A 22579-nucleotide genomic window follows, 5' to 3' on the forward strand; every position below is an offset into this window, starting at 1 on the left:
AAGTTAAGCTCTTCAGCGCCAATGGTAGTTGGGGGATCTCCCCCTGCGAGAGTAGGACGTTGCCAGGCGATTATTATTTTAAATATTTAATATAGAAGATATTATATCGTCGCGGGGTGGAGCAGTCTGGTAGCTCGTCGGGCTCATAACCCGAAGGTCGCAGGTTCAAATCCTGCCCCCGCAATACCAGGTTTTCGTTAAAATGCTTTTAGCGAAAACCATTTTATTGGTCCGGTAGTTCAGCTGGTTAGAATGCCTGCCTGTCACGCAGGAGGTCGCGGGTTCGAGTCCCGTCCGGACCGCCATTTATATGTAAAACGCAAACGAAACCTAGTTTCGTTTTTTTATTTGCTTAAAACTAAGCATCTAAATAAAGAATTATGCTTTTAATCATATATGCAATTTTGTCATTTACTTTACTCCTAGATGGGAAACGGGTAAACTACATATAGACTTAATTCCTTAGGGTGCTATCATATCCTAAGGTTTTTTTATACTCTTATAAATTTGAGGAGATTACGATGAATCAGTTTGAAATCATAACATATAGCCCTGAAGAAACAAATTTGTTTGCTGATAAGTTAGCGCAGTATTTAATGCCAGGAGATGTATTGACATTAGAAGGAGATTTAGGTGCTGGGAAAACGACTTTTACAAAAGGGTTAGCGAAAGGACTAGGAATAAAGAGAAATGTGAACAGTCCTACGTTTACTATAATAAAGGAATACAAAGGAAGATTACCTTTATACCATATGGATGTTTATCGACTAGATGATTCTGCGGAAGATTTAGGGTTTGATGAATATTTTAACGGAGAAGGTGTGACGGTGGTGGAATGGGCTCATTTAATAGAAGAGCAGCTGCCAGAACAATTTTTGGGTCTGTCTATTTTACGAGAGGGAGATTCAGAAAGGAAAATTTTACTTAAACCGCATGGAGAAAGATATGAAAAGTTATGTAAGGATGTGTTATCGTGAAAATTCTAGCCGTTGATACTTCCAATTATCCACTTGGTGTTGCTCTCATTGATGGCGAAAGGGTGTTGGGGGAATACTGTACCAATATTAAAAAAAATCATTCTCTACGAGTGATGCCTGCTATTGAAATGCTTATGAAGGAATGTGAAACAAAACCTGAAGACCTTACAAAGATTGTTGTTGCGAATGGACCTGGATCCTACACGGGTGTAAGGATAGGAGTGACGATTGCTAAAACGTTAGCTTGGTCTTTGAATATTCCACTTGTACCGGTTTCGAGTTTAGCGACGTTAGCAGCATCTGGAAGGTATTTTAATGGCTATATTTGTCCAATCTTTGATGCAAGAAGAGGTCAAGTTTATACTGGTCTTTACTCATTTGATCAGGAGTTAGTGAAGCCAGTACACGATGACTGTAATATTCTTTTGACGGATTGGCTAGATAGTTTAAAGAAGTTCGACAAAGACGTTCTATTTGTAGGTAATGATGTTCGTCTACATCAAGAAACGATAAAAGAACATTTAGGTGATCAGGCTCAGTTTGCATCATTTGTTAGTCATAATCCCCGTCCTTCTGAGCTTGCTTTTCATGGACGGACGTTAGATGGGGTTCATCCTCATGAAGTTGTCCCTAATTATATTCGATTAGCAGAGGCTGAAGCTAAATGGCTAGATGCACAGAAGAAGTGATAAAAATGAAAAAGGAAAAAGTAAATATGGATATACGATTTATGACAATTGATGATCTGGATGATGTTATGGAAGTAGAAGAAAAATCATTTTCTGTACCGTGGAAAAGAGAGGCATTTATTAATGAGATAGAGAAAAATCACTTTTCCACGTATATTGTAGTAGAAGATGAGGGAAAAGTGATCGGTTACTGTGGTGTTTGGCTTGTTATTGATGAAGCGCATATTACTAATGTTGCGGTTCTTCCAAGCTATCGAGGTCAAGGCTTGGGGGAGCTATTAATGAGAAAAATTATGGAAGTATCTATTGAGTTTGGAGCGAGGGTAATGACGCTTGAAGTTCGTAAAAGCAATGAAACGGCTCAACAGCTATATCGCAAGCTTGGCTTCCAAAATGGTGGGATACGTAAGCGATATTACTCTGATAACCAAGAAGATGCTTTAGTTATGTGGGTGAATTTATGAATAAAGATATTTATGTGTTAGGTATGGAAACGAGTTGTGATGAAACGGCTGTTGCTATTATTAAGAATGGAACGGAAATTGTGACCAATATAGTTGCGTCTCAAATAGAAAGTCATAAGCGATTTGGTGGTGTTGTTCCTGAAATTGCTTCTCGGCATCATGTTGAACAGATAACATTGGTAATAGAAGAGGCACTTCAGGAAGCGGAGATGACAATGAATGACATTGATTGTATTGCAGTAACGGAAGGCCCTGGTTTAGTTGGGGCACTTCTTATAGGCGTTAATGCGGCAAAGGCACTTGCATTTGCACATAATAAGCCGCTTATTGGTGTTCATCATATAGCAGGGCATATTTACGCGAATCGATTGGTAAAAGAAATGTCCTTCCCTTTGCTTTCTTTAGTTGTTTCTGGTGGACATACGGAATTGGTTCTAATGAAGGAACACGGGAAGTTTGAAGTAATTGGTGAAACACGGGATGATGCAGCTGGGGAAGCGTATGATAAGGTAGCGAGAACATTGGATCTTCCTTATCCCGGAGGACCACATATTGATCGCCTTGCTCATATTGGGGAACCAACAATTGATCTTCCTAGAGCATGGCTTGAAGAAGGCTCCTATGATTTTAGTTTTAGTGGTTTGAAATCGGCAGTAATAAATACGCTTCATAATGCGAAACAAAAAGGAAATGTCATTGAGCCAGAAAATTTGGCTGCGAGTTTCCAACAAAGCGTAATAGATGTTTTAGTAACGAAAACGCTGAATGCAACGAAGGAATTTAACGTAAAACAAGTGTTACTTGCTGGAGGAGTAGCAGCTAATAAAGGATTACGTAGTGAGCTAGAGAGGGCTTTCAAGCAAGTAGAGGAAGTAGAACTTGTTATTCCTCCGCTAGCCTTATGTACAGATAATGCGGCGATGATAGGTGCGGTAGGGACTATTCTCTTTGAAAATGGAAAAAGAAGTGACTATTCAATGAATGCCAATCCGGGATTAGACATTGAACAGAATAATTAAGAAGAGTGTACCTAGATGCTTACTGTATAAGCACTAGGTACATTTTTGTGTTATACAAACGTTTTTACATTTGTGTCTAGTTCCGGTATCGAGGTCCAGCTGCTTTGGCTTTTCCTAATTAACAATGTGGATAACTATTGTTTTGGAACAAATTTCTATTATTTCTAGAGAGTAGAAGACGGATTCAGATCTTTTCTTACAATAAAAGGTAGTAGAACGTACGTTTTATACACAGGTTGTGAATAAGTTGTGTATAACATTTAATATATTGTGAAAAAGGTGTGAAAAAGTAACTATTAATTTTCACAGGTAATGTGCATAAGTTAATGTTTTCTTGTGGATATTGTGGGAAACTAATATAAATGACATAATAACAAGGTGGTATATGTGGATAAAGTTGTGGATATAAAAAAGGCAAATCCAAAAGTATTCTAACCACTTGTGGATATGCCTCTTTATTAAGCCTCTTCCTGTAAATATTCCTCTAATTCTGTCCATTCTTCTAAAAGTACATCTAATTGTTCTTTGGATGCTTCTAGCGTATTATTGATCTCTTGGACTTTCTCATGATCTTGGAAAATTTCTGGATCACATAATTCTTCTTCTTTTGTTTGAATGATGTTTTCAAGCTCTTCCATTAATTTTTCTATTTCTTCTACTCTTCTTCTTTTTTGCCGTTCAATTTTTTTTGCTTCTTTATCAATCCGATGGTTTTGCTTATCACTAGAGACCTTGGGAGTAGTTGTAGTTGTTTCTAATTGGGCTAATTCTTCTTTTTCTCTAAGTTTCTCCTGATAATAATCATAGTCACCAAGGTATTCTGTTGTCCCTTCTTTTGCTAGTTCTATTACCTTCGTTGCAATTCGATTGATAAAGTAGCGATCATGGGAAACGAATAGGATGGTTCCTGGATAATCAATTAATGCAGCCTCGAGTACTTCTTTGCTTTCTAAATCAAGATGGTTTGTAGGTTCGTCAAGGATTAGGAGGTTTGCTTTTTCCATCATTAATTTCGCAAGTGCTAGTCGAGCTTTTTCCCCTCCACTAAGTGCTGTTACTGGTTTAAGCACATCTTCACCGGAAAAGAGGAAGTTTCCTAGGACAGTACGTATTTCCTTCTCATTTTTCATTGGGTAGTCATCCCAGAGCTCATTTAGTACCGTTTTATTTGATGAGAGATTTGCTTGTTCTTGGTCATAATAGCTAATCGCTACATTAGAGCCGAATTGGAATTCTCCCTGAATAGGAGATAGTTTGTTTACCAATGTTTTAAGAAGTGTTGACTTACCAATCCCATTCGGCCCTACAAGGGCAATGCTATCCCCTTTTTGGGCATGAAGAGATATATTTTGAGAGATAACGTCTTCTGGAGTATAGCCTATCGATAGGTTTGCGATTTTTAATACATCATTCCCACTTTGTCGCTCAATTTGAAAAGAAAAATTTGCGGATTTTTCATCTCCTAATGGTTTGTCCATCATCTCCATGCGTTCTAATTTTTTTCTTCGACTTTGAGCCATTTTTGTAGTAGAAGCACGAGCGATATTGCGCTGAATAAAATCCTCCAGTTTAGCGACTTCTTGTTGTTGTCTTTCATATAATTTTACGTCTTTCTCATAGTTTTCAGCCTTTTGTTTTAAGTATTGACTATAATTACCATGAAATTTCTTTGATTTATTTCGAGAAACTTCATAGACAGAATTTACGACACTGTCCAAGAAATATCGGTCATGGGAGACAATTAGTACAGCACCTTGGTATCCTTGCAAGTAGCCTTCAAGCCATGAGAGAGTTTCGATATCCAGATGATTAGTAGGCTCATCCAAAATTAATATATCTGGTTTCGTTAATAATAGTTTTCCGAGTGCTAGCCTCGTTTTTTGCCCTCCACTAAGAGTGGAAATCTTTGTTTCATAATCAAAATTTGCAAAGTTCAAGCCATGCAGAACAGAACGAATATCGGCTTCATACTGATAACCGCCTGAATCTTTGAAAAGGACTTGAAGTTCGTCGTATTCCTTTAAAACCCTTTCGTAAACATCATTGTTTTCGTATACAGCAGGGTCAGCCATTTTTTGTTCAAGAAGGCGTAGTTGCTTTTCTTGTTTGCGTAGCGTTTCATATACAGTCAGCATCTCATCCCAAATAGAAAGGCTTGATTCCAACCCTGAATGTTGCTCAAGATAGCCAATGGAAACATCTTTTGGCTTCATTATTTCCCCTTCGTCATAGGAAAGGTGTCCAGCAATTATTTTTAATAAAGTAGATTTTCCTGCTCCGTTTCTCCCTACAAGAGCAACTCGATCCTTTGATTGTACCTCTAGTTTTATATTAGATAGAATTATTTCTGGACCAAAAAATTTTGTTACCTGATTCACTTGTAAAAGAATCATAACGTTTCACCTCAGTTTCTTACTAATAGTTTATCGTATTTTTTAGGAAAACAGCAATCTTTCAAGAAAAGGAAGTAATTAGGATGACTATTAATCAGGACAGATATAGTATAGAATATAGTGTAGGATAAAGATATCTAATTCCAGTGGATAAGCGCCTCAAAGTCATAAGTCAAGCGTCTTAAAAAGGTAAGCTCGCCTTATGTTTTGTCTGAGTCTGCTTAAGCCGCTTCCGCTTTTCAAGTAGTACGAGCTTTGCAAAAGAATTATTTGCTTTTGGAAGCGTTAACAGTGTGGTTTAATAGATAACATATAGAAATTGGTTTAATAGATGTGGGGGAAAAGGTATGAATCAAGAAACAGCAAAAATTCCACAAGCAACGGCAAAGCGCTTGCCGCTTTATTATCGCTTTATAAAAAATCTATCCTCTTCTGGGAAGCAAAGGGTGTCTTCTAAAGAGTTGAGTGAAGCAGTGAAGGTAGATTCTGCTACTATTCGCCGAGATTTTTCTTATTTTGGGGCGTTAGGAAAGAAAGGGTATGGATACAATGTTAATTATCTGTTATCCTTTTTTCGCAAGACACTCGATCAAGATGCTTTAACGAAGGTTATTTTAATTGGTGTAGGTAATTTAGGCACGGCATTTCTTCATTATAATTTTATAAAGAATAATAATACTAAAATAGAGATGGCATTTGATGTTGATCCGGGGAAAGTCGGCACAGATATTGGGGATGTCCCCGTTTATAGCTTAGACGAACTAGAAGAAAGGCTCGAAGGGGAGAATATAGAAGTAGCGATACTAACTGTTCCAGCAACTTCTGCACAAAATATTACCGATCGTTTAGTTTCATCCGATATAAAAGGAGTGTTAAACTTTACTCCTGCACGATTAAGTGTACCAAATCACATACGAATTCATCATATTGACTTGGCAGTTGAGTTGCAGTCACTCGTATATTTTTTAAAGCATTATACAGAAGAAGACACGGAAATGTCACAAGATGAATCGGTGACGGAATAGAAAAATAACTTGTAATAAGTTATGATAGTAAAGAGGAGGTGTCACATAATGCCAATAGGTCCAGGTAGCCTCATTTTAATAGCGATCGTTGCTTTACTCATCTTTGGCCCGAAAAAATTGCCAGAGTTAGGGAAAGCAGCTGGAAATACATTACGTGAATTTAAAAATGCAACAAAAGGCTTAGCAGATGATGATGATGACAATAAGAATAAAGACGCTAAGTAGAGTAGGATGAACGCCATGAGTCAAAATGACATGACGCTTTATGAACATATAGGTGAATTACGAAAACGACTCATGTTTGTAGTCGTTTTCTTCTTGTTAGCTTTCATTGCTAGCTTCTTTCTAGCAGAACCGTTAATAAGATATTTACAGCATGCAGATGAAGCAAAAGAATTGACGATGAATGCTTTTCGTATTACAGACCCACTTAAAATTTATATGGAAATGATGATATTTATATCACTTATTGTGACATCACCAATTATTCTTTTTCAGCTTTGGTCTTTTATTAGTCCTGGTTTATATGAAAAAGAAAGAAAAGTGACATTGAGTTACATTCCAATCTCACTTTTACTTTTCTTAGGTGGTCTATCTTTTGCTTATTTTATCCTTTTTCCATATGTAGTAGAGTTTATGATGGGGTTGTCGGATACGCTTGAAATTGAGCAAGTGATTGGAATTAATGAATACTTTCATTTTCTTTTTCAGCTAACTGTCCCGTTTGGGTTTTTATTTCAATTACCTGTTGTAATGCTGTTTTTGACTAGACTTGGGATTATTACGCCAATGTTTATGGGGAAAATGAGACGTTATGCTTACTTTGTGCTTTTTGTTATTGCAGCGCTCATTACTCCGCCAGATATTGTTTCTCATTTAATGGTTACTGTACCGTTATTTGTACTTTATGAATTGAGTATCTGGATTTCCAAAATTGGATATAAAAAGGTATTAGAAGCAGAACAAAAACGTGAAATTGAAGAAGTTGAAAATGAAAATAGGGATTGATCAAAATGATCAATCCCTATTTTTTATTATTCATTGCGTTTTTAATTTTAAAATGGATACCTATCATTCGAAATCCTGATCCAATATCAAGAGTCGCTAAAAATATCAACATATAAGTGAAAAATCCCCATCCGCTGTCATTCACTGTTTGAATGGCAATATACGTAAAAAGTACTCCAAGAAGGAGATAGATCACTCCAGAAAAAAGTGGTGATCTTCTCATAGTAATCCTCCTATAAATCCTTGTATTTGTTCTGCCTCTTTTATCATGTCTTCTAAATCATCTTTGAAAATACTTTGAATAAGAACAACCATGGAATTCATTGCAACATGAGCACAAATTGGAACAATAATCCGCTTTGTTTTCACGTATAGAAAAGCAAAGGTAAAGCCCATTGCAGAATATAAAAGGACATGTTCAGGTTCAAAGTGAGCTAGCGCAAAAATAACAGAGCTAATGAGACCAGATAAAAAGAAGTTTAGCTTTTCATATAGTGAACCGAAAATAATTTTCCGGAAAACAATTTCCTCTAAAATCGGTCCAATAATAGCAGCAACCATCATCATAAGCGGCACTTGTTCAATAATGCCGATAATATTCTTTGTATTTTGAGAGCCCATTTCAATACCTAGTGCCTGTTCAATTCTAATAGCGAGGGATTGGGCAAAGAAAGCCATAAATACACCTAGAATTGCCCAGATGAAAGAGTTGAAAGCATTTAATGGGGCAGAACGATCTAACTTTGTCGTTCTATCGTCTTTACGTAAAATCATCCCAACGATCAGAAGTGTCGCTGTAAAACTAATAACAAGCCAATAGCCTGGCACAACTGCTTTCACCTGTTCTTCAGGCTGAGCAAGGACATCCACACCTATTTTATATAGAAGCGGTACGCCAACAATGCTAGAAAGTTGCATTACTACGTAGGCAATCAGTATGTAGCCATAGTGTTTTTTCAATTTTATATCTCCTTTAAACGACTAGATATTAAAGTCTATTCTTTTAGAATACCTTATACAGTTCAACTAACAATCAGTGGTTTTACTGGTAGTTATCTCCCACTAATACTTCTTTGATGCCTTTAAGTCCTGAGGTGGGGATTACATCCAGTTAATGCAGGACAAACTACCTTTCAATTCTACTAGTAAACATCGGCACGTTCAAATATAAGGTCCCAGCAATGAAGTATAAGAATAGAGTAGGGAAGGTAATATAGAATAGTGCGAAAAAAAGGAGATTTTGACGAATATTTTTTGAGCAGCCCCCTTGCAAAATGAAAGCGAATTAATTATTATAATAATTGTGTTAGCACTCACAGATAAAGAGTGCTAATAAGAAAATCTTACATAATTTCGAGGAGGTTGTTTCACTTGTTAAAACCACTAGGTGATCGCGTCGTTATCGAGCTAGTAGAATTAGAAGAAAAAACAGCGAGCGGTATTGTGTTACCCGATTCAGCAAAGGAAAAACCACAAGAAGGTAAAGTTATTGCTGTAGGTTCAGGTCGCGTTCTAGACAGCGGTGAGCGCGTAGCTCTTGAAGTGTCTGTCGGCGATCGAATCATCTTCTCTAAATACTCTGGTACAGAAGTGAAATACCAAGGCACTGAATACTTAATTCTTCGCGATAGCGATATTTTAGCTGTTGTTGGTGAGTAATAATAGCTTTGGATAAAGTGAAACTTCCATCAGTGAGGTTTTTCCACTGATGGTTAGTTGAACCAATTGGGCGTTTACTGGCGGTGTTCGAAGAATAAGGGCTACCGACAGTTAATCCGGAATGAATTGATAATAAGAGGAGGACTTTGAAATGGCTAAAGAAATTAAATTCAGCGAAGAAGCTCGTCGTTCCATGCTTCGTGGTGTAGATCAATTAGCAGATGCAGTAAAAGTAACTCTAGGACCTAAAGGACGTAACGTTGTTCTTGAAAAGAAATTTGGTTCACCATTAATTACAAATGATGGTGTAACAATTGCAAAAGAAATCGAACTAGAAGATGCATTTGAAAACATGGGTGCAAAACTAGTAGCAGAAGTAGCTAGCAAAACAAATGAAATTGCTGGTGACGGTACAACAACTGCAACTGTTCTTGCACAAGCAATGATTCGTGAAGGACTTAAAAACGTAACTGCAGGTGCTAACCCTGTCGGCGTACGTAAAGGTATCGAAAAAGCAGTTCTTACAGCTATTGAAGAGTTAAAAACAATCTCTAAACCAATTGAAGGTAAAGAGTCTATTGCTCAAGTTGCATCAATCTCTGCAGCTGACGAAGAAGTAGGTCAATTGATTGCAGAAGCAATGGAACGCGTTGGTAACGACGGCGTTATCACAATCGAAGAGTCTAAAGGCTTCACTACAGAGCTTGATGTAGTAGAAGGTATGCAATTCGACCGTGGCTATGCTTCTCCATATATGGTAACAGATTCAGATAAAATGGAAGCTGTTCTTGAAAATCCATATATCTTAATTACAGATAAGAAAATTGGTAATATCCAAGAAATCCTACCTGTTCTTGAACAAGTTGTTCAACAAGGTAAACCACTATTAATTGTTGCTGAAGACGTTGAAGGCGAAGCGCTTGCTACATTAGTATTAAATAAACTTCGCGGTACTTTCAATGTTGTAGCTGTTAAAGCACCTGGATTCGGTGACCGCCGCAAAGCAATGTTAGAAGACTTAGCGATTCTAACTGGTGGAGGAGTAATTACAGAAGATCTTGGATTAGATCTAAAATCTACGAATATTGACCAACTAGGTCGTGCTGCAAAAGTTGTGGTAACAAAAGAAAGCACAACGGTTGTAGAAGGTTCAGGAGAAGCGGATCAAATCGCAGCTCGTGTAAACCAAATTCGTGCTCAATTAGAAGAAACAACTTCTGAATTCGATAGCGAAAAACTACAAGAGCGTCTAGCAAAACTTGCTGGTGGCGTTGCAGTAGTTAAAGTTGGTGCAGCTACGGAAACAGAATTAAAAGAACGTAAACTACGCATTGAAGATGCATTAAACTCTACTCGTGCAGCAGTAGAAGAAGGTATCGTTGCTGGTGGTGGTACAGCTCTAGTAAACGTATACAACAAAGTATCTTCTATCACAGCAGAAGGTGATGTTGCTACTGGTATTAACATCGTACTTCGTGCACTTGAAGAGCCAATTCGTCAAATCGCTCACAATGCAGGGCTTGAAGGTTCTATCATTGTAGAACGTTTGAAAAAAGAAGAGGTTGGTGTTGGGTTCAACGCAGCATCTGGCGACTGGGTAAACATGATCGATTCTGGTATCGTAGACCCTACAAAAGTTACTCGTTCCGCACTTCAAAACGCAGCAAGTGTTGCAGCAATGTTCTTAACTACAGAAGCAGTAGTTGCAGACATTCCAGAAGAAGGCGGCGCTCCTGCAATGCCTGATATGGGCGGCATGGGTGGAATGGGCGGCATGATGTAATAGGCTTTTAAGCCTTTAAATCATGAATGCCTGATTTAAATCTCATCATAAATAGCAAAAAGAGGCTTTCATAAGTTGAGTAAACTTTTGAGAAGCCTCTTTTTTATGGTTATATAAAATGGAGATACAAGACTAATATAAAAAACATTTTCTTGAATTAGGTGCGAATGGGGAAGTAGTTTTCAGTGTTACAGGCAGTCTCAAATGGGGTGACTCAAGGGCTATCACTTGTTTTGGTCGAGTTACTGGAATATAATGGCGTAGGTCTTATTTATTGGTTCCTTAGTCTGATTATTAATACTGTAAGGTTAAAATTCTCTTAGTGTACTTAAAGAATAGTATGCATCTAAGAGAAAGAAGGGAGAGTAGACATGATAGTCGTAGATAAAAAGAAATACAAAATGGAAATTGTGGAAGCTAAGCAGGAAGTACGTGTGCAGGTGCATGGGTTAATTAGAGAGGGAGATGCGGCAAGTTATTTAGCCGATTTACAGGAAACGATTAATAAAGTATCAAGAAGGGACTATGTGTTTGTTGTTGATGCAACTCATCAAACGCCGGTCCCATCAAAAGTCGTACCGCAGTTAGAGGAAACGATGCAATTTTATTCTGGCCTAGGCTTTAAGGAGGTTTTTGTAGTAAAACCTTCATCCAAGATTGCTCAAGTGCAAATTAGAAATGTGTTAGAAAGAATTCAGTTCACTGGTTCATTGGTGGATAATGTTCCTCATTCTAACGTGCATTAAACTTTAATAAGGAAACCTATATTTTATCGTTTGAAAGGAAGTCAACAAATGCAAGCAACAGAAGCGTTATATACTTATGAAATTTTAACAATGGAACAAACAGATTTAATTCATAAAGCAGCTGATTGTCTAACACGTTCGTTTGTTGGAATTGATGTTAATGGAAATTGGATACAGGAGCCGATGGTAGGGCAGCTAAATCTAGCTTATGAAGACTTTTATCAATTTACCAAGGATTATTTGGACTCGACAGTAGATCAAGGATATTGTGCAGTTGCTAAAGATGCTGACAATAATGTTGTTGGTGTACTTGCCGGAGATACAAATGCACCAGAGATTATTGGGGAGGATATATTTGAAGGGTCTTTTTATGATATGAATGTAATCTTGCGTGTTTTAGAAGATGTCGATAAACGTTTTATGGAAGATTATAAACAACGAAATGGAAAGGAATTAATAGACGGAGAGTTATTACATATATTCATGTTGGGTGTGACAGCCGAGCATGATCGTCACGAAGTTATTCAACAATTAGGGAATAAACTGATAACAAAGGCATCTTCACAAGGTAAGAAGGTCATTTTAGCTGAAGCAACAAATAATAAGTCCATTCGGGTAATGGGAAAATACTATGGTATGCAGAAATATAAAGATATAGAAGGAAATTTTATTGTTCATACCTATCAGGATAATAATAAGTTAAATAGTATTCCTTTAAACATAGCGGATGGAACATATATTATTATAAAAGAACTTTAATGTACTGAAATTGGATTTAATTAAATAATTAGTAGAAGTAGGAGTAGGAATTTTATTATGGAAGCTATTATGTTAGGTATTATTATTATTTTAATTGGAACAACGGTGTATTTTGCTTACAGGTATTTTGCGTTGAAACATCATCCTCATATGAGTAATGAAACGATAAATGGAATGAAAGAGCTATCAAAGGGTAATTTCGATAGTAAGATTGAAGAAAGAAGTTCGGAGCATTCTATATTTAATCAACTAGTTGAGTTTTTTAATCATGTAAGGGAGAATGTTCTTCTATTTATACAAAACGTACATAACAAAGGGGAACATCTAACAGAAAGCGGTGAGTACGCTTCTGAGAAAGCCGATATTGTAAGAGCAGCAATGGATGAGGTAGGAAGAGGCTTAAAGAAGCAATTAGTAGCTACTAAAGAAAGCTCTGCTTCTATGGAAGAAATGACAAAAGCTATCGAAGAGCTATCGGAGAGATCTACTCAAATTTCCGATCAATCGATTACAACATTAGAATTGACGGAAGAAGGAAACGAGAGATTAAAAGATTCTGTGGATAAAATGAATCAGTTTAATCAAACAGTGAATACAACCCATAATGCTATAAATAAATTAGGAGAAAAATCACACGAGATCGGTACCATTGTAAAAGTGATTACAGATATTTCAGAACAAATTAATTTACTAGCTTTAAATGCCGCAATAGAAGCTGCCCGTGCTGGTGAACATGGTAAGGGGTTTGCGGTCGTCGCTGATGAAGTTCGAAAATTAGCTGAACAATCTAGGCAGTCCTCCTCTGAAGTGTCAACTATTGTGAAGAGTATCCAAGGAGAAACAGAAGTGGTTGTAAAATCAATGGAGCAGGGGACAGTAGAATTAGAAGAAACAAATAAGAACATAGAAGAAGTTGGAACCATGTTTGAAAAGATTTTATCTACTACAAAGGTGATTGCGGAAAACAATACAAATTCTTCCGCAGCGACAGAAGAATTATCTTCTAGTTCTCAACAGATTATGGCAACGATTAAAGAGATAACGTTTATCTCTCAGGAGTCTGTTGAAATGTTTGAGGAACTAGTAGGAATTAGCGATGACCAACTAGATACAATGCAAGAACTAGTGCAGGAAGCAAAAAATCTCGTGGAGCTAAAAGACGGTGTAGATAAATTATTGTTTGCATCGAACCATGCTGTTAAAACAGAGGAAAATCAAGTGGATAAGGGTGTTGAAGAGGGGGGAAGTATAGCGGTATAAAGATATTCAATCCCATAGTAGTTGCTGGCTTAAACCTAAAAGGCTAGTCAATCGTTCACAAGGACGATTGACTAGCCTTTTTTCTTTAATCAAGACACTTCCTCAAGCTTAACTGTTACACTTTTACGATTTTCATAAACAGAATAGAAATAAATTATAAGTTCAAAAAATACAAGAGAGAAGATAATCCATATGCATGTTCTTTTTACAAAATGTTGAATAGTCGTGATCACGATGGAGTGGGTATCAATAAGGGTAAAAAAAGTATAAAACATCGAAAAGGTAAAAACCCTGCTCCATTGTGTAACATTGTAAGTAAATATTGCCTTCTTCACCCCGTAAAGTTTAATCCGCGTTATTAATCGATAGCCTTCTACCACCTCAACGAATAGCAGTATGGTGACTGTGCAGAACCATATAAATAAAATAACAGTCTGACTAACAGCATCTGAAACAATACATGCTAGGCCTGTTATGGAAATTGCTCCATGCAGGATGCAATTTGTATTATTCCAATCGTTTTCAATCGTCCAAGTATGACGGCAATAACGTTTGATAATAAAGAAAAGACTTATGAGATACAGGCATATACCAAATGAAATTAGTGCAATATCGAACAGGGCAGGAACCTGATGATAAATAGTATTAAATAATATAACGATTGATTGGGTGCTTACCGTTGTTAAAAGGAGGATACCGTGAACTTTTGGAAATTGATTTGTTTTATGTATTTCAATAAATCCTTTTAACGCAATGATGATAAAAACAAACCAAAGAAATAAATTTAAATAGGAAATAATAATAGCAACATACTCCCATTTTACTAATTGTTCGTATAGTAGTATTCCACAAAGAGAAGTTCCTGCAACCCATGTTCCAATCCCAAATCGATTAACCGGGTTAGTATAATGAAGCTGTTTAAACTTCCTTATATTAAAGCCAGAAATAAAAAAAGAGAAAGAAAAATAACCCCATAAAAGTAACGTAATCCACGATAGAAGCTTTCCATAGTTCCCATAGAAAAAATCCTCACCAAAACAATTCAATATTACCCCCTGTACCGTAATGCCAAACGCCATCACAATCGCCATACTAGAGGTTTTTATATGGCTTTTTTTAAAAAAATAGGAGAACATATAGTACCACCTTGCAAGTTAATAACTATGATTAATAGTAACATTACCAACTTCATTATGAAATAAGGGGAATAATACTTTCATTCGTTCTCAACACCAAAAGTCATTATAACTAGGAATAAAATCAAGATAATGGAAATGACCACACCTTTACGGAAGTGATTATTTCCTCGTTATTCTGTACCTATGTTTTCCAGTGAAAATGAAGAATTGTACTTAGTCAACCATGACAAATGATATTTTCTTTTTCGTTTTTTATAAGTCATTTGTAGCCTATCTATATAGAAAAAGGTTAGGGGAAAAGGGGTTGGTACATAAATTGAGCCAAAAGACTTACCAAATTTAATATTTGTAACATTTCCTCGAATTTACCACTATTAATTTTATATGCAATCAAAAACAAATCATATTAACCATTCTCAAATACCCATAAATAGACACAAATAAATTCCCATCATAGGTACAATTTAACAGACAAAATTCGACATGTTCTGAGCGCGATTGACGAAATTATTTTCCGATGATAGTAAATATATAGAAATAAAGTATGAATAATGTGTGAAAACGGAGATTTAAGAAGAAGGATGTACAAAACAGGCTCTTTCAATTTATTACAATCGAATCATTTTCAGATCATACTAACATCATCTTTATATGTTTTACGTGTCTAGTTTTAGTGATTAACCCCTCGAGGTTTCACTATTCGTATGTAAAGCAAAGGAAAGAAGGGAAGGACCAATAGATGCTGGAGTCAAAAAGGAAGGCTATTATATTTATTGTTTTATCGGTACTTTTGGCATTAACTGCAGGGTTTTTAGTGCTAAAGAAGGTGCAGGCACTGAATACGAACTTAGGAACATCTGTGCAGATTTATGTAGCAAGTAAGGAGATATCGTCGCGTATGCTTATTACGCCCGAGAATATTAAAACGGAGGAAATACCGAAGAAATTTTTAAAAGATTACCATATTACAGATGCGAAAGAGCTAGTGAATAAGGTGTCGGTAGTACCGTTATCTTCCGGTGATGTAATAACCAAGAATATTTTAAAGCAAGCTGCTTCGGTAGTGGAGGAGAATAACCGGCTCATTACATTGATGAAGTCAGAGCGAGTTTTCTTTGATGAACCATTGGAAGCATTGGATCGGGTAGATGTTATTGTTTCCCATCGTTTTAGTGGCAAAGAAGAAACTTCTATTTTCATGAAGGATGTAAAAGTCGCACGAGTTGCTAAAAAGGACGATGATTTTCAAGGTGTACAACTAGAAGTCCCACTAGAAAAGGCACCGGAACTAATACATATGCAAAATTATTCCGATAGTTTGCGAATTGTAAAAGCAAATGTCGGTAAAAAAGAAGAACAAGAAGCAGCTACTAAGGAAGAAAAGGCTCCAGCGAGGGACGAAAAGGAGCAAGTAAAAGAGCAGGAAAAGAAAGAACAAGAAAATAAGCCAGCAGAAAAAGAAACGAAACCAAAAGAAGAGCAGAAAAAGCAGCAATAGTAAGTTTCTAGAAGAAGCGGATCGGCCAAGTATGCGACTCAGTGAATAACGGTCCAAAGAGAAACACGGAGGTAATGTATGAGTAAAGAAAATCAACTTTTTCTCATTGGCGAGAAAAATGAACTATATAAGACTATCACCGGGACATTGAATTCCTATGAGTTAACTTTTATTCCAGCAGAGCAGTGGTCTACAGAGCTTCGAAAATATGAGCCAACGATGATCATTCTGTATACAGTGGAGGACAACATTTCGACAACCTCCATCATTCGAGAGATGAAAAACGAGTTTCCTAATGTATCTGTTTTATATGTTCATAATGAACAAGACTTTTCTCTTTTACGGGAAGTGACGCGTGCTGGTGCAGAGGACTTTCTTGTCGCACCGAATGAAATGGAAACGTTAGAGAAGAGAATTGACTTTCTATGGCAAGACCGTCAGTCCAAGATGGAAACAGCTGTTTCTTCTGGAAATTATAAAAAAGGGAAAGGGCAAATATTTGCTTTTTATAGTGGAAAGGGCGGAACAGGCAAGACGTTTCTCAGTACTTCTTTTGCCCAAACGCTAAAACTAGAATCTACTGCACAAGTTATACATATCGATTTTAACTTTCAATATGGTGGGGCAGAGACATATTTAGGGATTGAAAGTAATCGTTCTTTAGTTGATTTAAAACCGGTTATCAACGAGCTTAACGAACATCATATCCGGAATGTTTCCGAGAAAGAAGAACATTCTAAACTCGAACTTCTAGTCAGTCCGCGTGACGCAGAAATGGCGGAGAGCATTAATGAGGAATTTATTATTCGTCTCTTGCGGGCATGCAAAAGAAGCTATGACTTTATTATTGTTGATTTACCATCCGGGATGGATGAACAGACATTTACTGTTTTGGAAGAGTCGGACCGTATTTATTATGTCATGACAATGGATACGCCTGCTATTCGCGTACTCAAGCATGTAGAGGAATTGTTTAAAAGACTTGGATTACAAACGGAAGATAGGCTCGAGCTCATCATTAATTTTAAAGGTCGAGAAAATGAACTAACGAAAAAGGACTTGGAGCGATTTATCCATTTTCCAGTGTCAGTAGAAGTCCGAAGGGATATAAAAGGGGTTCAAGCGGCTGTCAATCAAGGGATGCCGTTAAGGAAAGAAACGAAAGAGAAGAAGTTAATTCCTCCTGCGAAGGATATTCAAAAATGGGTTACGTCGATGTTGAAATAGTAACCAAAAAAAGAAGGGAGTGATCCCATGTCGTTATTTCAAAAAAAAGCAGAGAAAAAGGTGGAACAAGAAACCTATTTTGAAAGCAGCGTTTCTACATCAAATCCATATATTGATGAGCTTGTTGAGCACTATAAGACAAGGTTACTGACGGAGACGAATTTAGAGCAATTAACCAACCTGTCTGATGGTGAGAGAAGGCTATCTATTGAAAGGTTAATCAATCAATTTATGTCCGAGGAGAAAGTGGTTATTCCAAGGCATGAACGAGATTCGATGCTATCACGCTTAATAGATGAGAGTGTTGGTTTCGGTCCTTTGGAGGCCCTATTGAAGGATGACGATATTACAGAAATCCTCGTTAATGGCCCAAAGGAAGTTTTTATTGAAAAAAGAGGCCAACTGCAAAAGTCGGATGTCACGTTTAAAGACGAAGAGCACGTAAGGCATATTATCGACCGAGTTGTTGCACCGCTTGGAAGAAGAATTGATGAAAGCTCCCCGATGGTGGATGCCAGGCTTCCTGATGGTAGTCGTGTGAATGCGGTTATCCCTCCTATTAGCTTAAACGGAACGCTCATTTCGATAAGGAAGTTTCGAAAAACACCTTTTGAAATGGATGACCTTATTAGCTATAGCACGCTTACCGAGGAGATGTCCGAATTTTTACAAGCTATCGTGGAAGCGAAAACGAATATTCTTGTTTCAGGAGGAACCGGTAGTGGGAAAACGACTTTTTTGAACGCAGTGGCGAAGGCGATTCCACTACGGGAACGGGTTATTACGATTGAAGATTCCGCTGAATTAAGGCTCAATAGATCAAGTGTTGTTGGAATGGAAGCTAGACCATCAAACGTGGAAGGGAAAGGAGAAATTAGCATTAGGCAGCTTGTAAAAAATGCTCTTCGTATGAGACCCGACCGTATTATTGTTGGAGAGGTCCGAGGTGCTGAGGCATTTGATATGTTGCAAGCGATGAATACAGGGCATGAAGGTTCTCTCACAACGGTCCATGCGAATACTCCGAGTGACGCGATCAGTCGTGTCGAAGGGATGGTTGTAATGGCAGGAATGGATTTACCAACCCATATTATCCGAGAGTATATTGTCGGGGCACTTGACTTTATTGTTCAAGTAGAAAGGTTAACCGATGGTACCAGGAAATTAATGAATATCTCAGAAGTGTACGTGGACCATGAAAGTAAAATACAAGTTCAGGATATTTTTAAATTCCAACGTACAGGTCTTGGGGAAAAGGGAGAAGTACTTGGAATGTTTACAGCAACAGGGATTCGCCCTCGATGTCTTGAAAAGCTGAAAATGTATGGAATTAATTTGAATGATGACCTTTTCGAGCCAAAGGAGGGAGCGAACGTTGACCATAAGCGTATCTATTCTGTATAGCCTAGCGGTACTTCTTTTATTATGGGGACTCTATTACCTATTAGGCTATCGAACGCAAAAACGTGAATGGAAACAAAAAATCCAGAAGTGGTATCCCGAAGAAAAAAGGAAAAGTGCCATAAGCGTGCTTGGAGATCGTTTTGATGAATCGAACTCTGCTAAACCATTAAGTAATAAACTGCAGAATGCGAATATTGCTTTGCTTCCTTCTGAGTATATTGGGATTCATTTGCTAGGTTTTCTGCTTTTATTTGTATTGTTATCCAATATTTTTAAAGTTCCAGCTAATATTACATTGCTAATCTCGCCACTATTGTTATTGGCATCCCATTATTTACTGTTCTTTATGCGGAAAAATAAATATGAGGAACGTTTCAACAATCAGCTAGCAGATATTTGTAGATTGCTAGGAAACTCAGCAAGGTCTGGTTTAACGATTAATCAGGGGATTGAAATGGTTGCTAGAGAAGTTTCCGCACCTGCAGGAGATGAATTTAAGCGAATCGCAAACGAATTGAAATTAGGTGTCCCGCTTGAGACTGCACTACGGTCCGTTCAAAAGCGAAATAAATCACGAGAATTTCAACTCTTTATTGCGACAATCCTAATTCAGAAGAAAACGGGTGGTAATTTGGCCACAACATTGGATACTATGTCCAATACGTTGGAAGACAGGAAGGTGCTCAATCAAACGATTAAAACGATGACATCCGAACAGCGATACATCTCTCTCATTGTTCCGGCACTTCCGATATTCATTCTGCTGATGATGAATAACATTATGGAGGGATTTACCGATTCTCTTTGGACTGGGCCAGGTATGGTCATACTTGTATTATTTTTAGGCGGAATTGTTTTATCGTTCTTTTTAATTAGAAAAATCACAAATATAAAGGTGTAATGTATGGATGCATTAATTATTCTCGCGGTTATTATCTTTTTGTTTACCTTTGTCCTCGCACTTCGTCATTACTCCGTATACATAAAAGAAAAAAGAATGCTACTTGGTCATATATCGGATGTCACGGAGATTGACGCATTTGAGAAAAAAGCGAAAAAGAAAAACCGGAAAGCAGAAATTGTACAGAAATTAACGAAATATGCAGATGAATTTGCAGACTTAGGACAACGAATTAACTTTTTTAGTGAAAATCACGATGTTAGTAATTGGCTTCGAAAGTCAGGGAATCCGTATCAATTAACAGTGGAAAGGTTTCAAGGATTGAAGATTTTCTTTGCTGTTGTTGGTTTTTTCGCTGGGATGCTTTCCTTTATCATTGGTCTGCCATTCTCACAATATGCAATTATCTTTAATCCACTCATTGGTTATTTTCTACCAATCATTGTGGTAAAACAGCAAGCAAAGAAAAGGCAAGAAGCATTAAGGCATGAATTGCCCGACTTCCTAGACACGATAAGTACCAGCCTTCAAGCTGGTGTCAGTCTAGATCAAGCCTTAAGGGAGGTAATCCGCTTCTTTGACGGCCCACTTAGAGAGGAATTCTCTCGATTCAACTATGAAATTGATCTAGGTGTCCAAAGAGAAACTGCTTATCGAAATTTACTAGAGAGAAATGATAATCCAGAGTTTCAAAGTTTAATAAAAGCTTTGCTTCAAGGGTTAAAACTTGGGGTGCCTATTGCGACTACTTTTAAAGTGCAGGCAGAGGACATGAGGCAATTCCGAGAAGAGCAAGTGAAAGAACTTGCCGCAAAAGCGTCGCCAAAAGTGACACTGGTTACAACCTTTGTCGTCGCACCAGTATCAATCTTAATGATTGCTGGACTTATGATACTTAATCTTATTTATGGGGAAAACAGTCTTTTTGACTTGTTAAAATAAAGAACTATTTTAGGAGGAAATGAAAATGATGAAAAAATTAAATGAAATGTATGTGAAGAGTTCTATGAAGATTCAAGGGATGATCAAGAATGAAAGAGGATCACAGACGTTAGAGTGGATTGGAATTGCGGCTGTTGTTGTTATTGTTGTTGGACTGATTTCTACTGCTTTTGCTAACGATGATACACTTGGTAAGGCTGTCTTGAAGAAGATTAAAGGCATGATCGAACAAATTGGTGGAGGTGGAGAGGGCTAAGCCACTCTTGAATAATGTTTGGAGGTAGTAGCGAAGAATGAAAAAAAAATTCTATTTACTAATTTTTATCGTATTTTCATTGTTGTTAGTAGGTTGTAGTGATACAGGGGAAACAACTAAATCAAAAGAACAGGTAAACGAGGAAGAGGAATTAGGAAAACAGGAAAAGGATAAAGTAAACGATAAAACATCCTTAGTTGATAATAAGGCTTTTGAAAATCTACCTAATCTTCCGGAAGATACGATGGGGTTAGTTCAGCAATTACCGGGAGAATACGCAAACGAAGATGTATTAACAGATGAAAATGAACAAGAGATTATTGAAAAAATAAAGAACTTACCTTCACTGCCTAAGAATGCAACAGAAGATGAGTACAACAAATACTTTCAATATATCTATTCATTGGCTGCAACAGATTTCCCTAATCCTGAAGACATAGTGAACAAATGGGAGTTTTCTATGTATGGAAACCCCGATTTGCCGGATTCAAAGTATCAATTTAAAGATAACTACAATATTGAAATTATTTTAGATTCTAGTGGAAGTATGGGGTTTCAAATTGATGGGAAAACACAAATGGAGTTAGCTAAAGAAGCTATCAATGAATTTGTATCCAATGTTCCAGAGGAAGCAAATATTTCTTTGAGAGTATATGGGCATAAAGGAACAGGGGACGACTCAGATAAGGCGATGTCTTGCTCGAGCACTGAGCAAGTGTACGGTTTTAAAAAATACAACCAAGAAAGCTTCAATCAAGCACTTAATCAATTTCAACCTAGTGGATGGACACCGATTGCAGGTGCGCTAAAAGAATCGATGAAGGAATTTAAGGACTATAACAAAGAAACAAATACAAACCTTATCTATTTAGTGAGCGACGGGATTGAGACATGTAATGGGGACCCAGTGGAAGTTGCGAAGTCATTTGCGACTTCTAACATATCACCAATTATCAATGTTATAGGATTTAATGTAGATTCAGAAGCCCAAGTACAATTGCAAAAAGTAGCCGAAAGTGCAAAGGGAATTTACACAACCGTTTCAAATGGAGAACAACTAAAGAATGAATTTGAAAGAGCACAAGAAATCCTTGAAAGATGGGAAAGTTGGAAAGGTGACGCTCTAAGCGACGCAGAAGCCGAAGAAATTGATAACAGTTTTGATATTTTGGGCTTTTCAAATGACTGGAACTACATAGCGGATGGGCAATCGTTAAATATTAGTTATTTAATTACCATTTTCAGAGAACAAGGAAAGTTAACCTTTGAACAGGCAGACCATTTAAAAGATAAGGCTAATCAAATGGAACAACTAATAGAGAATTCGAGGGAAGAAATACTAAAGGATTTGAACTCAGTAAATGATACAAAAATTGAAGAGTTAAAAAGACAAATCAACGAAAAATACAACACTAATACTCAAACATAAT

23 protein-coding genes and 2 tRNA genes are annotated in these 22579 nt (G+C 37.1%); 21 read left to right on the forward strand and 4 right to left on the reverse strand.

What is annotated here, in order from left to right; all coding sequences use genetic code 11:
* The first annotated feature begins 110 nt into the window (after positions 1-110).
* From ACFSUL_RS04590 to tsaD, 6 genes are all read left to right on the forward strand, one after another.
* Positions 111-184: transfer RNA gene (locus tag ACFSUL_RS04590), tRNA-Met, on the forward strand.
* 44 nt (positions 185-228) lie between these two features.
* Positions 229-305 (forward strand) — tRNA-Asp (locus ACFSUL_RS04595).
* A gap of 216 nt (positions 306-521) precedes the next feature.
* Positions 522-977, forward strand: coding sequence for a tRNA (adenosine(37)-N6)-threonylcarbamoyltransferase complex ATPase subunit type 1 TsaE (tsaE, locus tag ACFSUL_RS04600; RefSeq protein WP_377933133.1), 456 nt, complete (start codon positions 522-524; stop codon positions 975-977).
* The gene (gene tsaB / locus ACFSUL_RS04605; protein WP_377933135.1) at positions 974-1666 is read left to right on the forward strand and encodes a tRNA (adenosine(37)-N6)-threonylcarbamoyltransferase complex dimerization subunit type 1 TsaB; all 693 of its coding nucleotides are present in this window, start codon (positions 974-976) and stop codon (positions 1664-1666) included. The genes tsaE and tsaB overlap by 4 nt, the downstream gene beginning before the upstream one ends.
* Before the next feature lie 5 nt (positions 1667-1671).
* Positions 1672-2130, forward strand: coding sequence for a ribosomal protein S18-alanine N-acetyltransferase (gene rimI, locus ACFSUL_RS04610; protein ID WP_377933137.1), 459 nt, complete (start codon positions 1672-1674; stop codon positions 2128-2130).
* Positions 2127-3149 (forward strand): tRNA (adenosine(37)-N6)-threonylcarbamoyltransferase complex transferase subunit TsaD, encoded by a 1023-nt coding sequence (tsaD, locus tag ACFSUL_RS04615; protein ID WP_377933139.1) that lies wholly within the window; start codon positions 2127-2129, stop codon positions 3147-3149. Before rimI ends, tsaD begins: the two co-directional genes overlap by 4 nt.
* A gap of 458 nt (positions 3150-3607) precedes the next feature.
* Here the strand turns inward: tsaD and ACFSUL_RS04620 are convergent, their stop codons facing one another.
* A complete protein-coding gene (locus ACFSUL_RS04620) occupies positions 3608-5542 on the reverse strand; it encodes an ABC-F family ATP-binding cassette domain-containing protein (RefSeq protein ID WP_377933141.1) in 1935 nt (644 codons plus the stop codon).
* 347 nt (positions 5543-5889) lie between these two features.
* On the opposite strand from ACFSUL_RS04620, the gene ACFSUL_RS04625 reads away from it, so the two are divergent.
* The 3 genes from ACFSUL_RS04625 to tatC are packed head-to-tail and all read left to right on the forward strand — an operon-like array spanning position 5890 to position 7575.
* On the forward strand, positions 5890-6567 hold the full coding sequence (locus ACFSUL_RS04625; protein WP_071413776.1) for a redox-sensing transcriptional repressor Rex: 678 nt from the start codon (positions 5890-5892) through the stop codon (positions 6565-6567).
* A gap of 48 nt (positions 6568-6615) precedes the next feature.
* Positions 6616-6792 carry a twin-arginine translocase TatA/TatE family subunit gene (locus ACFSUL_RS04630; RefSeq protein ID WP_071413775.1) on the forward strand — a complete coding sequence of 59 codons (177 nt, stop codon included), beginning with the start codon at positions 6616-6618 and terminating at the stop codon, positions 6790-6792.
* A gap of 15 nt (positions 6793-6807) precedes the next feature.
* A complete protein-coding gene (gene tatC / locus ACFSUL_RS04635; protein WP_377933144.1) occupies positions 6808-7575 on the forward strand; it encodes a twin-arginine translocase subunit TatC in 768 nt (255 codons plus the stop codon).
* Between the two features lie 16 nt (positions 7576-7591).
* Here the strand turns inward: tatC and ACFSUL_RS04640 are convergent, their stop codons facing one another.
* Positions 7592-7798: a YdiK family protein gene (locus ACFSUL_RS04640; RefSeq protein WP_071413773.1), complete on the reverse strand. Its 207-nt coding sequence runs from the start codon at positions 7796-7798 to the stop codon at positions 7592-7594.
* A complete protein-coding gene (locus ACFSUL_RS04645) occupies positions 7795-8535 on the reverse strand; it encodes a CPBP family intramembrane glutamic endopeptidase (RefSeq protein ID WP_377933146.1) in 741 nt (246 codons plus the stop codon). Before ACFSUL_RS04645 ends, ACFSUL_RS04640 begins: the two co-directional genes overlap by 4 nt.
* A 411-nt stretch (positions 8536-8946) precedes the next feature.
* Between ACFSUL_RS04645 and groES the strand changes: the two genes are divergently transcribed.
* From groES to ACFSUL_RS04670, 5 genes are all read left to right on the forward strand, one after another.
* The gene (gene groES, locus ACFSUL_RS04650) at positions 8947-9234 is read left to right on the forward strand and encodes a co-chaperone GroES (RefSeq protein WP_071413771.1); all 288 of its coding nucleotides are present in this window, start codon (positions 8947-8949) and stop codon (positions 9232-9234) included.
* 151 nt (positions 9235-9385) lie between these two features.
* Entirely contained in the window at positions 9386-11017 is a 1632-nt protein-coding gene (gene groL, locus ACFSUL_RS04655) for a chaperonin GroEL (RefSeq protein WP_071413770.1), read from the forward strand.
* A gap of 371 nt (positions 11018-11388) precedes the next feature.
* Positions 11389-11763, forward strand: coding sequence for a hypothetical protein (locus tag ACFSUL_RS04660; RefSeq protein ID WP_071413769.1), 375 nt, complete (start codon positions 11389-11391; stop codon positions 11761-11763).
* A 48-nt stretch (positions 11764-11811) separates the two neighbouring features.
* Positions 11812-12522, forward strand: coding sequence for a hypothetical protein (locus ACFSUL_RS04665; protein ID WP_377933149.1), 711 nt, complete (start codon positions 11812-11814; stop codon positions 12520-12522).
* Positions 12523-13089: 567 nt separating this feature from the next.
* A complete protein-coding gene (locus tag ACFSUL_RS04670) occupies positions 13090-13782 on the forward strand; it encodes a methyl-accepting chemotaxis protein (protein WP_377933202.1) in 693 nt (230 codons plus the stop codon).
* An 89-nt stretch (positions 13783-13871) separates the two neighbouring features.
* On the opposite strand, the gene ACFSUL_RS04675 is transcribed toward ACFSUL_RS04670, so the two are convergent.
* Positions 13872-14918 (reverse strand): hypothetical protein, encoded by a 1047-nt coding sequence (locus ACFSUL_RS04675; RefSeq protein WP_377933151.1) that lies wholly within the window; start codon positions 14916-14918, stop codon positions 13872-13874.
* Between the two features lie 742 nt (positions 14919-15660).
* Between ACFSUL_RS04675 and cpaB the strand changes: the two genes are divergently transcribed.
* The 7 genes from cpaB to ACFSUL_RS04710 all read left to right on the forward strand — a co-directional run bounded on the left by cpaB (position 15661) and on the right by ACFSUL_RS04710 (position 22578).
* Complete coding sequence (gene cpaB / locus ACFSUL_RS04680; RefSeq protein WP_377933153.1) at positions 15661-16419, forward strand: Flp pilus assembly protein CpaB; 759 nt, start codon at positions 15661-15663, stop codon at positions 16417-16419.
* Between the two features lie 78 nt (positions 16420-16497).
* Positions 16498-17646 carry an AAA family ATPase gene (locus tag ACFSUL_RS04685; RefSeq protein WP_377933155.1) on the forward strand — a complete coding sequence of 383 codons (1149 nt, stop codon included), beginning with the start codon at positions 16498-16500 and terminating at the stop codon, positions 17644-17646.
* A gap of 27 nt (positions 17647-17673) precedes the next feature.
* Positions 17674-19050: a CpaF family protein gene (locus ACFSUL_RS04690; protein WP_377933157.1), complete on the forward strand. Its 1377-nt coding sequence runs from the start codon at positions 17674-17676 to the stop codon at positions 19048-19050.
* Positions 19022-19951: a type II secretion system F family protein gene (locus ACFSUL_RS04695; protein ID WP_377933159.1), complete on the forward strand. Its 930-nt coding sequence runs from the start codon at positions 19022-19024 to the stop codon at positions 19949-19951. The genes ACFSUL_RS04690 and ACFSUL_RS04695 overlap by 29 nt, the downstream gene beginning before the upstream one ends.
* A gap of 3 nt (positions 19952-19954) precedes the next feature.
* The gene (locus ACFSUL_RS04700) at positions 19955-20893 is read left to right on the forward strand and encodes a type II secretion system F family protein (protein WP_071413762.1); all 939 of its coding nucleotides are present in this window, start codon (positions 19955-19957) and stop codon (positions 20891-20893) included.
* A gap of 25 nt (positions 20894-20918) precedes the next feature.
* A complete protein-coding gene (locus ACFSUL_RS04705; RefSeq protein WP_377933161.1) occupies positions 20919-21149 on the forward strand; it encodes a hypothetical protein in 231 nt (76 codons plus the stop codon).
* A gap of 37 nt (positions 21150-21186) precedes the next feature.
* On the forward strand, positions 21187-22578 hold the full coding sequence (locus ACFSUL_RS04710) for a VWA domain-containing protein (protein ID WP_377933163.1): 1392 nt from the start codon (positions 21187-21189) through the stop codon (positions 22576-22578).
* Position 22579 lies beyond the last annotated feature (1 nt).

Source organism: Bacillus seohaeanensis, from assembly GCF_042684945.1.
In the GTDB taxonomy this organism is placed as follows: Bacteria; Bacillota; Bacilli; order Bacillales; family Bacillaceae_B; genus Rossellomorea; species Rossellomorea seohaeanensis.

What these genes read in the sequence shown, in the direction of transcription:
- tsaE (WP_377933133.1), top strand. Translation starts at nt 522, where the DNA reads ATGAATCAGTTTGAAATCATAACATATAGCCCTGAAGAAACAAATTTG.
- rimI (WP_377933137.1), top strand. Translation starts at nt 1,672, where the DNA reads ATGAAAAAGGAAAAAGTAAATATGGATATACGATTTATGACAATTGAT.
- tsaD (WP_377933139.1), top strand. Translation starts at nt 2,127, where the DNA reads ATGAATAAAGATATTTATGTGTTAGGTATGGAAACGAGTTGTGATGAA.
- ACFSUL_RS04620 (WP_377933141.1), bottom strand. Translation starts at nt 5,542, where the DNA reads ATGATTCTTTTACAAGTGAATCAGGTAACAAAATTTTTTGGTCCAGAA.
- ACFSUL_RS04625 (WP_071413776.1), top strand. Translation starts at nt 5,890, where the DNA reads ATGAATCAAGAAACAGCAAAAATTCCACAAGCAACGGCAAAGCGCTTG.
- ACFSUL_RS04630 (WP_071413775.1), top strand. Translation starts at nt 6,616, where the DNA reads ATGCCAATAGGTCCAGGTAGCCTCATTTTAATAGCGATCGTTGCTTTA.
- tatC (WP_377933144.1), top strand. Translation starts at nt 6,808, where the DNA reads ATGAGTCAAAATGACATGACGCTTTATGAACATATAGGTGAATTACGA.
- ACFSUL_RS04640 (WP_071413773.1), bottom strand. Translation starts at nt 7,798, where the DNA reads ATGAGAAGATCACCACTTTTTTCTGGAGTGATCTATCTCCTTCTTGGA.
- groL (WP_071413770.1), top strand. Translation starts at nt 9,386, where the DNA reads ATGGCTAAAGAAATTAAATTCAGCGAAGAAGCTCGTCGTTCCATGCTT.
- ACFSUL_RS04660 (WP_071413769.1), top strand. Translation starts at nt 11,389, where the DNA reads ATGATAGTCGTAGATAAAAAGAAATACAAAATGGAAATTGTGGAAGCT.
- ACFSUL_RS04665 (WP_377933149.1), top strand. Translation starts at nt 11,812, where the DNA reads ATGCAAGCAACAGAAGCGTTATATACTTATGAAATTTTAACAATGGAA.
- ACFSUL_RS04670 (WP_377933202.1), top strand. Translation starts at nt 13,090, where the DNA reads ATGAATCAGTTTAATCAAACAGTGAATACAACCCATAATGCTATAAAT.
- ACFSUL_RS04675 (WP_377933151.1), bottom strand. Translation starts at nt 14,918, where the DNA reads ATGTTCTCCTATTTTTTTAAAAAAAGCCATATAAAAACCTCTAGTATG.
- cpaB (WP_377933153.1), top strand. Translation starts at nt 15,661, where the DNA reads ATGCTGGAGTCAAAAAGGAAGGCTATTATATTTATTGTTTTATCGGTA.
- ACFSUL_RS04685 (WP_377933155.1), top strand. Translation starts at nt 16,498, where the DNA reads ATGAGTAAAGAAAATCAACTTTTTCTCATTGGCGAGAAAAATGAACTA.
- ACFSUL_RS04690 (WP_377933157.1), top strand. Translation starts at nt 17,674, where the DNA reads ATGTCGTTATTTCAAAAAAAAGCAGAGAAAAAGGTGGAACAAGAAACC.
- ACFSUL_RS04700 (WP_071413762.1), top strand. Translation starts at nt 19,955, where the DNA reads ATGGATGCATTAATTATTCTCGCGGTTATTATCTTTTTGTTTACCTTT.
- ACFSUL_RS04705 (WP_377933161.1), top strand. Translation starts at nt 20,919, where the DNA reads ATGATGAAAAAATTAAATGAAATGTATGTGAAGAGTTCTATGAAGATT.
- ACFSUL_RS04710 (WP_377933163.1), top strand. Translation starts at nt 21,187, where the DNA reads ATGAAAAAAAAATTCTATTTACTAATTTTTATCGTATTTTCATTGTTG.